The organism is Clostridium aceticum (assembly GCF_001042715.1).
In the GTDB taxonomy this organism is placed as follows: domain Bacteria; phylum Bacillota; class Clostridia; order Peptostreptococcales; family Natronincolaceae; genus Andreesenella; species Andreesenella acetica.
Genome location: NZ_CP009687.1, coordinates 1,468,272 through 1,481,033 on the forward strand (window position 1 = coordinate 1,468,272; position 12,762 = coordinate 1,481,033).

At 36.6% G+C, this 12,762-nt stretch carries 10 protein-coding genes; all 10 read left to right on the top strand.

Translation table 11 applies throughout. The features are described 5' to 3' along the window. Positions 1-33: 33 nt before the first annotated feature. The 10 genes from CACET_RS06720 to CACET_RS06765 all read left to right on the top strand — a co-directional run bounded on the left by CACET_RS06720 (position 34) and on the right by CACET_RS06765 (position 12,737). Positions 34-693, top strand: coding sequence for a hypothetical protein (locus CACET_RS06720; protein WP_044823614.1), 660 nt, complete (start codon positions 34-36; stop codon positions 691-693). 165 nt (positions 694-858) lie between these two features. Then, positions 859-4,596, top strand: a complete 3,738-nt coding sequence (locus CACET_RS06725; protein WP_044823615.1) for a phosphoribosylformylglycinamidine synthase — start codon at positions 859-861, stop codon at positions 4,594-4,596. A 273-nt stretch (positions 4,597-4,869) separates the two neighbouring features. Then, positions 4,870-5,628, top strand: coding sequence for a DeoR/GlpR family DNA-binding transcription regulator (locus CACET_RS06730; RefSeq protein ID WP_044823616.1), 759 nt, complete (start codon positions 4,870-4,872; stop codon positions 5,626-5,628). A 10-nt stretch (positions 5,629-5,638) separates the two neighbouring features. Beyond that, a complete protein-coding gene (gene pfkB, locus CACET_RS06735) occupies positions 5,639-6,568 on the top strand; it encodes a 1-phosphofructokinase (RefSeq protein ID WP_044823617.1) in 930 nt (309 codons plus the stop codon). A gap of 14 nt (positions 6,569-6,582) precedes the next feature. Further along, positions 6,583-7,026 (top strand): PTS sugar transporter subunit IIA, encoded by a 444-nt coding sequence (locus CACET_RS06740; RefSeq protein WP_044823618.1) that lies wholly within the window; start codon positions 6,583-6,585, stop codon positions 7,024-7,026. Positions 7,027-7,054: 28 nt separating this feature from the next. Continuing rightward, positions 7,055-8,425 (top strand): PTS fructose transporter subunit IIC, encoded by a 1,371-nt coding sequence (locus CACET_RS06745; protein ID WP_423229823.1) that lies wholly within the window; start codon positions 7,055-7,057, stop codon positions 8,423-8,425. Positions 8,426-8,490: 65 nt separating this feature from the next. Then, positions 8,491-8,784, top strand: a complete 294-nt coding sequence (locus CACET_RS06750; protein ID WP_278287093.1) for an HPr family phosphocarrier protein — start codon at positions 8,491-8,493, stop codon at positions 8,782-8,784. An 11-nt stretch (positions 8,785-8,795) separates the two neighbouring features. Next, positions 8,796-10,487 carry a phosphoenolpyruvate--protein phosphotransferase gene (ptsP, locus tag CACET_RS06755; protein ID WP_044823620.1) on the top strand — a complete coding sequence of 564 codons (1,692 nt, stop codon included), beginning with the start codon at positions 8,796-8,798 and terminating at the stop codon, positions 10,485-10,487. Positions 10,488-10,640: 153 nt separating this feature from the next. Then, entirely contained in the window at positions 10,641-11,291 is a 651-nt protein-coding gene (locus tag CACET_RS06760) for a response regulator transcription factor (RefSeq protein ID WP_044823621.1), read from the top strand. 3 nt (positions 11,292-11,294) lie between these two features. Next, complete coding sequence (locus CACET_RS06765; protein ID WP_044823622.1) at positions 11,295-12,737, top strand: sensor histidine kinase; 1,443 nt, start codon at positions 11,295-11,297, stop codon at positions 12,735-12,737. Positions 12,738-12,762: the final 25 nt, after the last annotated feature.

A 12,762-nucleotide genomic window follows, 5' to 3' on the forward strand; every position in this document is an offset into this window, starting at 1 on the left:
ATAGGGTATATATTGATAAAAGGGGTGAAGGGAATGACGAGAACAACAAAGGTTTCCTCCGTTGCAAACAGAAGAATACATAATCTTTATGTAGACAGAGTACGCAGTGTAAGCAGGACAGAAGAAACAGAAGCAGTGGAGCCTGTAGGCAAAGTAAAAAATCAAACCGCTTTTCCATCCGCCAATTATTTAATGGTGTCAGATGCTTTTTATGAAAATTTAGAAGAATTGAAGAAAGAATATAAGAAATTTTATCATGATCATAGAAAACTTGAAGAAGCGATAAAGGAGTTAAATTATCATGATGATCAGTTCCTAGATCATATGAAAAACCTTATAGAAAAGTACAATAGTGCTATGAATTCTTTGAAAACCCTAGATAAAGCCCTAGGAACAAATCGTATGAGGGAGATTGAAGAGATCCTAGAGGCCTTTGAAGATGCCTTAAGGGATATTGGCATTACCTTAAATGAAGAAAAAGAAATGAACATGGAAGAGGATATCTTTGTTAAAAAAATTGGAGACTACTCTAATACCTTAACATTTTTATTTGAACCAGTTAAAGGGATGGTAATAAGACTGTATAAAGCCTTTAAAAACATAAAACTACCCTCAAAGAATCCAGTCAACAAGCAATATGATGGTTTTATAGACGGAGATGTTTCAGGAATGTTGATGAATGAAAAATCCTAAAAATTCATAAAGTAAAGATAAAATACAAGCCTTATTAAGTGATGTTCACTCTTGAACGTACTTTATTATAAATATTGATTTCATTTTCTGTGTTTTTGTGTTACAATATATAAAAATAAAATGTGAAAACACAGGATTTTCAGTGACTACACTAGGAGGTATAAGATGGTTAAAAGAATTTGTGTTGAGAAAAAGTTCGGATTTAACGTTGAAGCAGAAAGTTTGAAAAAAGATCTTATGAATACTTTAAACCTAAAAACATTAGAAAATGTTAGAATTATCAATATATATGATCTGGAAGATGTAAATAAAAAGAGGCTGGAAGATATTAAGGGACTTGTTTTGTCTGAACCAAATGTTGATATGGTAACAGAGGATACTGTGGCTATTTCAGATGGAGAGCAAGCCTTTAGAATTCAGCTATTGCCTGGGCAATACGACCAACGGGCAGATTCAGCCGGACAATGTATAGAAATTATTACATTAGAGGATGCACCTACCATTGTTTCTTCTAAAATGATTGTATTAAAGGGTGTTCTTGATACTAAAGAGATGAACCGTATTAAAAACTATCTTATTAATCCTGTAGAATCAAGGGAAGTTTCCTTGGATATACCTACTACATTAAAAATCAATTATGCTACCCCAGATACTGTTGAAACAGTAGAGGGATTTATAGAACTGGATAGTCAAGGAATAACATTGTATAAAGAAAAAATGGGTTTTGCTATGACTGCTGAAGACCTTGCCTTTGTCAGAGAGTACTTTAAAAATGAAGAAAGAAGAAATCCTACCATCACAGAATTAAAGGTTATCGACACCTATTGGTCAGATCATTGCCGTCATACTACGTTTTTAACAGCGGTGAAGGAAGTAAACATTGAAGATCAACCTATGAATCAACCAATAAAAGATGCTTATGCAGCTTATCTAGCTGATAGAGATTTTGTTTATGAAGGTAAAGATCGTAGAGATTGTTTAATGGATATTGCTACCATCAACATGAAGAGTTTAAGAAAAAAAGGTGAACTTGAAGACCTAGATGTGTCTGAAGAAATCAATGCTTGCAGTATTGAAATTCCTGTAGATATCGATGGAAAGACTGAACCTTGGCTTTTGATGTTTAAAAATGAAACCCACAACCATCCTACTGAGATTGAACCCTTTGGTGGTGCTGCTACTTGTTTAGGTGGTGCTATTAGGGATCCCTTATCGGGAAGAAGTTATGTTTATCATAGTATGCGTGTAACAGGAGCCGCAGACCCTACAGTGCCTTTGGCAGATACCATAGAAGGAAAGCTGCCACAAAAAGTAATTACGCAGCAAGCCGCTGCAGGCTTTAGTTCTTATGGTAATCAAATAGGACTAGCTACAGGCATGGTTTCAGAGGTTTACGATCCAGACTTTGTTGCTAAACGTATGGAGGTAGGAGCAGTGGTAGGAGCGGCTCCAAAAGAAAATGTGGTCAGAGAACGTCCAACTGCTGGAGACATTATTTTGCTAGTAGGGGGGAGAACTGGTAGAGATGGTATTGGAGGAGCAACCGGATCTTCGAAGGAACATGATGAAGAGAGTTTGACCAGTTGTGGTGCAGAAGTTCAAAAAGGTAACCCACCTGTGGAAAGAAAGATTCAAAGGTTATTTAGAATACCAGCACTATCTAAAATGATTAAAAGATGCAATGATTTTGGAGCAGGGGGTGTTTCTGTAGCTATTGGAGAGTTGGCGGATAGTTTAGAGATTAACCTAGATGCAGTTAAGAAAAAGTATGAAGGTTTAGATGGAACAGAAATTGCTATATCAGAGTCTCAAGAAAGAATGGCAGTAGTGATCGCACCAGAAGATGTAGAAGCTTTCAAAAGCTATTGTCATGAAGAAAACCTAGAGGTGACACATGTAGCCGATGTTACTGATACTGGCAGGCTGATCATGAAGTGGCAGGGAAAAGAAATTCTTAATCTTTCTAGAGTCTTTTTAGATACCAATGGCGTTCAAGGTGAGACGAGCGTCCATATTGAAGCACCGAAACAGCGAACCTACTTTAATAGTAATAAGTCGGAGGTATCGGTAAAACAACAGTGGCTGGACACCTTAAATGATTTAAATGTTTGTTCTCAAAAGGGATTGGTGGAAAGATTTGATAACACCATTGGCAGCGGCACGGTTTTAATGCCCTTTGGAGGGATGCACTACAGTACACCTATCCAAGCGATGGTAGCTAAGATACCTGTTTTAAAGGGAGAAACCAAGACAGGTTCTATGATGAGCTATGGTTATGATCCTCAGTTGGCAAAATGGTCTCCTTTCCATGGAGCCTTATATGCCGTAGTAGATGCTATAGCAAAAATCTTGGCAACAGGTGGTGATTATCAAAGGGTTAGACTATCTCTTCAAGAATATTTTGAAAAGCTTGGTGATATACCTGAGAAGTGGGGCAAACCCTATAGTGCATTGTTAGGGGCCAGCTATGCACAAACAAAATTTAAAGTAGCGGCTATTGGCGGTAAAGATTCTATGTCAGGGACATTTAAAGATATTCATGTTCCTCCAACCCTTATTGCATTTGCTGTAACGCCGGTGGATGTAAGACGGGTAATTACCCCTGAATTAAAACGAACTGATTCTACTTTGGTACAATTTTATGCTAAAAGAGATGCCTACGAAATGGTGGACTTTGATCATCTATTGGTAGGGTACAATCATATTTATAACTACGTGAAAGAAGGAAGGATTTTATCAAGCTATGCGATAGGTAAAGGCGGAATATGTGCTGCCATAAGTAAGATGGCCTTCGGAAATGGTATTGGTGTGAGAATTGAAAACTCAGTGGATGTTTTTGAGGAAGCATATGGCAGTATTCTGCTGGAAGTAACAGAGGAAGTAGCTCAACAGCTTATAGCACAGGAAGGATTCATGATTGTTGGAGAGACAAAAGAAGAAAATTCCTTTGAAGTAAAAGATGCTGTTATATCTATATCAGAAGCTCTTGCTTCTTGGGAATCTAGACTAGAATCCATCTTCCCAACAGTTCATCAGGATGAAGGAACAGCAAAAGTAATTGCTTATTATGACCGTGAGGTCAAACGTCCTAGTATTAAAGTGGCAAAACCACGGGTCTTTATACCTGCTTTTCCAGGTACCAACTGTGAGGTGGATACCTATATGGCTTTTGAAAAAGCTGGAGCAGTTGTAGAAACAATGGTCTTCAAAAACTTAAATCAAAGTGACGTTGTTGCTTCCCTTGAAGAAATGGTTGAAAAGATTAAAAGAGCACAGATAGTAGCCTTACCGGGAGGCTTTAGTGCTGGAGATGAACCAGAGGGTTCAGGGAAGTTTATCGCATCTGTCTTAAGAAATCCTAAGGTAGCAGAAGAAGTGATGAAGCTTCTTAATGAAAGAGATGGCTTAATGTTGGGGATCTGCAACGGCTTTCAAGCTCTTATTAAGTTAGGTCTGCTGCCTTATGGAGAAATAAGAGATCTGCAGGAGGATTCACCAACCTTAACCTTTAATAAAATTAATCGTCACGTATCACGCATGGCCAGTGTGAAAGTAGCCTCTGTAAAATCACCTTGGCTTGCAAATGAAGAAGTTGGTAATATGTATGAAACAGCTTTTTCTCATGGTGAGGGACGTTTCTATGCAAGTACTGAAGTAGTACAACAGTTGATTGAAGAGGGACAAGTTGCTACACAGTATGTAGACAAAGAGGGTCTGCCTACCTATGATGGCAAGTATAATATCAATGGATCGGTAGAAGCCATAGAAGGAATTACTTCTCCAGACGGCAGGATTTTTGGTAAGATGGGCCATGTGGAACGGGTAGGAAATCATGTGCATAAAAATGTTTATGGTAAAAAAGATTTTAAAATATTCCAAGCGGGTGTAAACTATTTTAGATAATGAAGCAATCAAAAGCGAGCATGCTAAGTGTGCTCGCTTTTGATTGTTAAAAATAGCGGAGTCATGAAAATCTTTAAATTCAGGGCTAATAGAAGCTATTATCAAAATATTAAAAAAACAATTAAAACAATCAAAAATAATCATTTGACACAAGGAGTTAGCAATGATATAATCAAAACAAATCAAAAACAATCAAAATAAATCATAATCAATTATAAAACATAAATCAAAGTATAGAATATTCCTCAAAATACCTTTTATGGAGGGAGATAAATGTTTGCAGAGGAACGAAAGACGAGAATCTTGGAAATAGTAAACGAAAATGATCGCATTGAGGTAAGTGATTTAACACAGCAGTTACAGGTATCGGAATCTACCATCAGAAGAGACTTACAGGATTTAGAGCAAGCTGGATTGTTGAAAAGAACCCATGGTGGAGCAGTTAAGCTAGAAAATACAAGCTTTGAACCTACAATGGATGAAAAGGAGCTTGTAAATATAGAAGAGAAGATGGAAATTGGCAAGAGGGCAGCAGCCTTTATCCTAGATAATGATACAGTTATTTTAGATGCAGGTACCACTACACTTCAAATTGCTAAGAATATAGAAGCTAAAAATGTCACTGTGTTGACAAACTCAATATTAATAGCATTAGCTTTATCTAAAAATAAAGATATTAAGGTAGTTGTAACAGGGGGCTATATACGGGGGGAAATCCTTTCCATTGTAGGACCCATCACAGATAAAATTATACAAAGTTTTCGGGTGGATAAAGCCTTTGTTGGTACCAATGGCATTACCATCGAAGACGGATGCACAACACCCAATATAGATGAAGCTCATACCAAGAATATGATGATTCAGTCAGCAAAAGAGGCATATATTGTAGCAGATCACAGTAAGTTTGGCAAAATATCTTTTGCAAGAATTGCCGACATAGATGAAATCCATGGCATTATTACAGATAAGAGCATAGATGAAGCTATCATAGAAAAATATAAGTCTAACAACATACAGCTTATCTACGGTTAAGGAGGCAAACATGATTACAACTGTAACATTAAATCCAGCAGTTGATAAAACTATAGAAATTCATGGTTTCAAACCCGGTGCTGTCAATAGAATAGCAGGTACTAGAATAGAGGCAGGTGGGAAGGGAATCAATGTGTCGAAGGTGTTGAAATCTTTAGGGGCAGACACATTAAGCACTGGATTTGTAGGTGGAGAAAATGGAAAGTGGATTAACCAGTGCTTAAAGAATGAGGGAATAGAAACAGACTTTGTATGGATTGATCAAGAAACTAGAACCAATATAAAAATTGTAGATACTAAAACAAGTATCATAACCGATATCAATGATAGAGGAAAACCTATAGAAGCAGTATATTTAGAGGACTTATACGGCCAAGTAGAAAAATGGGCTGAAAAAAGCGAAGTAATGGTTTTTGCTGGAAGTATTCCTGATGGGTTAACAAATACCATTTATACAGACTTAATTGAAGTCGCCAGAAGGAAAGGATGTAAAACAATACTAGATGCAGAAGGGGAGCAATTGCTACAAGGAATTGGTGCCAAGCCTTATATGATCAAGCCAAACATTGATGAATTAGAAAATGCACTAAAAGTTAAAATAAATAATGAAGATGATCTTATAACTTATTGTAAAGATTTTATTCAAAAGGGTATTCACATTGTTGTAGTATCCATGGGGGAAGAAGGTGCATTGTTAGTCAGCAACAAACATGTACTAAGGGCAGAAAAAGTTTCGGTAGAAGTAAAGAGTACAGTAGGAGCAGGAGACTCAATGGTGGCGGCCTTTGCTTATGGCATGATGAAGGACTATTCACTAGAAGAAACCTTCAAGCTGGCGGTAGCAGCGGCAACCTTAAGTGTTAAGAAGGGAACTACACTGCATCAGATCCATGAAATAGAAGGATTTAAAGAAAAAGTAAGGATGAGAAAATTAAAATAATAAGGAGGTTTACTATGGAAATCAAAGATGTACTTGATACAAAGTTAATGATTTTAGACATAAAGTCACAAAGCAAAAAAGAGGTAGTAAAAGAATTAATTAAACCACTGGTTAAGGAAGGAATTGTAAAGAATCAAGACAGCTTTTTTGAAACAATCATGCACAGGGAAACTCTATCAACAACAGGTATAGGCATGGGAATTGCCATACCTCATGGAAAGTCAGACATGGTGACAAGGCCATCAATTGTTTTTGGAAAGTCAAAAGAAGGTGTAGACTATGAAGCTTTGGATGGTGAGCCAAGTTACATTTTTTTTCTCATTGCTGTTCCAGAGGGATCAGATAATGAGCATTTAAAAGTATTGAGCCAGCTATCAAGAAAGCTAATGCATGAAGAAACGCGCACTAAATTGATGCAAGCAACAAGTGAAGAAGAAGTGATAAGAGTATTTGATTGATTACTTATTATAAAAAGGGGGATTTATTATGAAATTAGTGGCAATAACTTCTTGTCCTACAGGGATCGCTCATACCTACATGGCAGCAGAATCTTTAGAAAAAACTGCTAAAGAAAAGGGAATTGACATAAAGGTTGAAACCCAAGGCTCTGTTGGTGTGGAGAATGAACTAACCTTAGAAGACATTCAAAAAGCTCATGCAGTAATTATTGCAGCTGGGACAACGGTTTCAAGAGAGCGATTTGAAGGAAAACCTATTCTAGAGGTTGCAGTTTCTGAAGCAATAAAAAATCCAGGAAATATCATTGATCAAGCACTGAAATTAGAGGCTGGAAAACAAAATTTATCGAAACAAGTGGAAGAAATTAAAAAGCAGAGAAGTGAGGAGCGAAGTGGCCCTTATAAACACTTAATGGCAGGGGTATCTTTTATGCTGCCTTTGGTGGTAGCAGGTGGATTAGCCATTGCTCTATCTTTTATATTTGGTATAGAAGCCTTTCAACAAGAAGGAACTTTAGCTGCTGCACTGATGCAGATTGGTGGAGGAGCCGCATTTGCCTTAATGGTACCAGTTCTTGCTGGATATATTGCCTATTCTATTGCAGAAAGGCCTGGATTGGCACCTGGTTTAATTGGTGGAATGATTGCTTCACAAACAGGAGCAGGATTTTTAGGCGGAATTATTGCAGGTTTTATTGCAGGTTATACAGCTGATTTTTTAAAGAGGACAATTAAATTACCTAGAACCTTTGAAGGTTTAAAACCAGTGCTGATTTTACCTTTGATATCTTCGTTAGTTGTAGGTCTTCTAATGATTTATGTGATTGGAGCACCAGTAAAAGGCATCATGGATGCTATGACAGCATGGCTTCAAAGCTTAACCGGTACAAATGCTTTACTATTGGGAACGATATTAGGTGCAATGATGGCTTTTGATATGGGAGGGCCTGTGAATAAAGCAGCATATACCTTTGCGGTGGGTCTTTTAGGTGCCAATGTTTTTGAACCGCAGGCAGCGGTAATGGCGGCTGGAATGACACCTCCTCTAGGTTTGGCTTTAGCAACAGTGTTATTTAAGAATAAGTTTACAAAGGCTGAAGTGGAGGCAGGTAAAGCAGCTTGGGTATTGGGAATTTCCTTTATTACTGAGGGAGCTATCCCCTTTGCAGCAGCAGACCCATTTAGAGTGATACCTTCTATTATGGCGGGTTCAGCAGTAGCAGGGGCTCTGTCTATGACATTGGGGGCAACATTAAGAGCACCTCATGGAGGAATTTTTGTATTACCCATACCAAACGCTGTAGGAAACTTATTTGGATATATGGTGGCAATTGCAATAGGTACTATAGTGACGGCATTTTTAGTAGGCTTTCTCAAGAAAAAAGTTAATGAGGTATAGAAAATTTTATAAAAATAGAATAGAAGGCTTTTCTATTCTATTTTTATCCCATATGAGATGATAGGGTGGATCAATTAGAAAGAGGGGAAAAAATGATTATAAAAAATATAACGGTTAAAAATGCTTCAGGAATACATGCAAGACCAGCTACATTGATTGTTAAAGAAGTATCTAAATTTCAAAGCGATATCACCTTTATTAAAGGCGAACATGAGGTAAATGCAAAAAGTATTATGGGACTTATGGCTATGGCTGCAAAACAAGGAGAAGAAATAGAAATCAAAGTTGAAGGACCAGATGAAAAAGAAGCATTGACAGCAATCATAAATTTATTTGAATCTAACTTTAGCGAAGAGTAGGAGTTGAAAATATGTTTAAGGGAATTGGTGCTTCTTCAGGAATTGCCGTAGGAAAAGCTCTAGTTTTAGAAAAAGATGAGGTGGTGATTCAGTCTGTTGTTATAGATAATATTGAAGAGGAGAAAAGTAAATTTCAGAGGGCTTTAAACCTATCAAAACAACAAATTGAGTCTATTAAAAATAAATCTAAGGATGAACAAAAAACTATTTTAGATGCTCACATTATGATTTTGGAGGACCCTGAGTTTATTAGCAGTGTAGAAGAGAAAATTTCATCAAAAAAATTGAATGTGGAAGCTGCTTTAGAGGATGCGCTAAAAACCTTTATCTCTATTTTTGAATCAATGGAAGATGAATATATGAGGGAAAGGGCTGCTGATATTCGAGATGTGGGACAAAGAGTAATGACAAATCTTCTTGGAAAAGAAATGCTAAACTTAGCAGAATTAACGGAGCCAGTGATCATTGTGGCTTACGATATTACCCCTTCTGATACTGCACAAATGGACAATAGTAAAGTGTTAGGTTTTATTACGGATATTGGAGGCAGGACCTCTCATAGTGCTATTATGGCAAGATCCATGGAAATTCCTGCTGTAGTAGGGTTAGGAAATATAACAAAAGAAGTGAAAACAGGCGATTTTATTGTATTTGATGGTAATGAAGGAACTGTGATGATTAATCCAGAAGAATCGGTAATTACAGCCTATGAAAAATCCAAAGAAAAACAAATCTTTGAGAAGAGAGAATTAATGAAGCTGGTAAATACGCCCACTGTTTCTAAGGATGAAAAAACAGTAGAATTAGGAGCAAATATAGGAGGGCAAAAGGATGCTGAAAAAGCCAGTGAAAATGGTGCAGAGGGTATTGGCTTGTATCGTACAGAATTTTTGTATATGGATAGAAAGGCTCTGCCGACAGAAGAAGAACAGTTTGCAGCATATAAAAAAGCACTAGAAATTATGGGGAAAAGGCCAGTCATTATTAGAACACTGGATATTGGTGGGGATAAAGAACTACCCTACATGAACCTGCCCAAGGAGATGAATCCCTTCTTAGGATATCGAGCTATTAGAATATGTCTAAAGGAAAAAGAGATCTTCAGAACCCAGCTAAGGGCATTGCTTAGAGCAAGTGTGTATGGTAATCTGAAAATTATGTATCCAATGATTTCTTCTATTGAGGAGATTAGACAAGCCAATAAAATACTAGAAGAAGTAAAAAGTGAACTAGAGAAGGAAGGTATAAGGTATTCATCAGATATTGAAGTAGGTATTATGATTGAAATTCCAGCCGCTGCGATTATTTCTGACCTATTAGCGAAGGAGGTAGATTTCTTTAGTATAGGGACCAATGATTTGATTCAATACACAACTGCTGTAGACCGAATGAATGAAAATGTTTCCTACCTATACAACCCCTTCAATCCTGCTGTCTTGAGACTGATAAAGCTCATCATTGATAACGGTCATAAGGCAGGTATATGGGTTGGAATGTGTGGCGAAGCGGCAGGAGACAAACGTCTAATTCCAATACTGCTAGGGATGGGGCTTGATGAATTTAGTATGAGTGCAGGATCGATTCTTTCAGCAAGAAGACAAATACAAAACTTATCTTATAGTAAGATGAGGCAAGTAGTAGATAAAGTATTAGCAATGAGTACTGCTGAAGCCATAGAAGAATTTATAGGACAATATATATAAAAAATAGAAATGAGTAGAGTTTGGCTGCTGGAGGGTATCCCTAAAAGCCAAGCTCTACTCATTTCTATTTTGTAAAAATCTCCTTGCAAAAGTATCTTGAATAAAATAAAATTCTAGGTGAAGTATAGAAAATAGTTAAAATGAGGTGAAAAGATGAGTGTAATTTTAGTTATAGAAGATGAAGAACCTATCCGAGAACTGATTAAGTTGAACCTATCTATGGTAGGTTATGAAATACTAGAAGCTTGTGATGGAGAAGAGGGTCTTAAATGTATCAACAATGAAAAGGTAGATCTAGTGCTCTTAGATATTATGCTTCCTAAGCAAGATGGTTATGAGCTTTTACCTATCCTTTTAAAGAAAAATATCCCTACTATTATGTTGACGGCAAAAGATCGACTGAAGGATAAGGTTAAGGGTTTGGATATGGGTGCAGACGATTACGTCACAAAACCCTTTGAAGCTGTGGAGTTGTTGGCCAGGATTAAGTCTGTTTTAAGAAGAACTGGGAAAGAAAAAACAGAGATTGTAATGGATGATATCGAAATCTGTTTAGAGCAATGGAAGGTTTTAAAGGGAGGACAGGAGGTAGATTTGACTTATAAAGAGTTTGATTTACTACGTTTATTGATTGAAAATAAAGGGAATGTTATGTCTCGGGAAAGATTGTTGGAGCTGGTTTGGGGGTATGAATTTGAAGGCAACACCAGAACGGTAGATATGCATATACAGCGACTTAGAAATAAGTTGGGTACAGATAAGATCAAAACCATTTACAAAGTTGGTTATCGGATGGAGGATTAGAAGATGAAATTTAGTTGGAAAATTTTCCTCCTCTGTATGGGGATTTATGTAGCTTCTTTAACGGTAACCGGCATGGTGGTTACAGAAAATACATACAGAAGCTTATTAAAAAAAGAAGTTGAACGAAGTTTAGAAGAAGAAAGCAATCTCCATTCTACATTGGCTTTATATCTACTAAATAATCAAAGAATTGCTTTAGAAAAAATTGAATTAAAAAATTATAGCAAGAGTATGGTTGATATGATTAAGACAGATAGAAATTATCTAGAAATCTTTGACGAAAAATTGAGTCTTTTGGCTACAAATGCTCCAAGAGCTTGGTTTTTTTCTCGTGAGGAGCTAGATATAGCTTTAAAGGGTCAGAAAAACTTTGTTTTAAGAAGGGATGAGGAAGGACTTTATTTGTTTGTTTCAAATGTTTTAGAAATTGATGATGAAAAAATTGTCTTATCTCTTATAAAAGATATTACTTATTTAGATCATCATAGAAGAGAACAGTATTTGCTTTTTATAAGAACGGGATTAATAGGCTTAGCTTTTGTGGCATTGATTACATGGGCTTTAAGTACATTTCTTCTAAAGCCTTTTAGAGAATTAAATTCCACCGCTAAAAATATTGCATCAGGAAACTATCATGTGAGGGCAAAGGTTAATAGAAAAGATGAGGTAGGGCTTTTGGCAGAACAGCTTAATATTATGGCAGATAAGATTGAACAGAAAATGAATCAACTAAAGGCGGAAGGACAGCGGCAGCAGCGTTTTATCGATAATCTTACCCATGAACTTCGAACCCCTCTTACATCTATCATTGGTTATGCTGAGTATTTACTAAAGGCAAAGTACAATCCAGAGGTCTTCAAAAAGAGTCTAACCTATATTTATTCAGAAGGAAATCGAATGTCAAAAGTAGCTAAAACTTTAATGGATATGATTTTGATCCGTGAAAATCCCTTGCAACTGAATAAAGAAAAACTTAAGCCATTGTTGGTGCAAATACAACGTATTATGGAAGTAAAGGCAGAAAAAGAAGGGGTACTACTAGAAATCAAAGGAGAAGAAGCAGAAGTTCTGCTGGATAAGGACTTATTTAAGATAGTTATCACCAATCTAGTAGATAATGCGATAAATGCCAGTGCCCCAGGACAAAAGGTAACAATTGGTGTAGAGAAGGTATCGGGGGAAATACGTGTTTTTGTGGCAGATGAAGGAAAAGGTATGGAGGAGTGGGAAACAAAGAAGGTAATAGAACCATTTTATCGTGTAGATAAAGCAAGGTCTAGAAAAGAAGGGGGTGTAGGCTTAGGTTTAGCTATTTGCTATCAAATCATTGAGGAGCATGGTGCTGGACTGGATATAGAAAGTACTGTGGGCATAGGAACAAAAATAAAAATTATTTTTCCTGATAAATGTTACAAAAATTTTACAAATCAGAGTCAAGTTGGATAAAACTCCCTGCTATAATAACTCTTGT

Bases quoted from the DNA above. Each gene is read 5' to 3' on its own strand.
- CACET_RS06760 (WP_044823621.1), top strand. From the start codon at position 10,641: ATGAGTGTAATTTTAGTTATAGAAGATGAAGAACCTATCCGAGAACTG.
- pfkB (WP_044823617.1), top strand. From the start codon at position 5,639: ATGATTACAACTGTAACATTAAATCCAGCAGTTGATAAAACTATAGAA.
- CACET_RS06745 (WP_423229823.1), top strand. From the start codon at position 7,055: ATGAAATTAGTGGCAATAACTTCTTGTCCTACAGGGATCGCTCATACC.
- ptsP (WP_044823620.1), top strand. From the start codon at position 8,796: ATGTTTAAGGGAATTGGTGCTTCTTCAGGAATTGCCGTAGGAAAAGCT.
- CACET_RS06730 (WP_044823616.1), top strand. From the start codon at position 4,870: ATGTTTGCAGAGGAACGAAAGACGAGAATCTTGGAAATAGTAAACGAA.
- CACET_RS06765 (WP_044823622.1), top strand. From the start codon at position 11,295: ATGAAATTTAGTTGGAAAATTTTCCTCCTCTGTATGGGGATTTATGTA.
- CACET_RS06740 (WP_044823618.1), top strand. From the start codon at position 6,583: ATGGAAATCAAAGATGTACTTGATACAAAGTTAATGATTTTAGACATA.
- CACET_RS06720 (WP_044823614.1), top strand. From the start codon at position 34: ATGACGAGAACAACAAAGGTTTCCTCCGTTGCAAACAGAAGAATACAT.
- CACET_RS06725 (WP_044823615.1), top strand. From the start codon at position 859: ATGGTTAAAAGAATTTGTGTTGAGAAAAAGTTCGGATTTAACGTTGAA.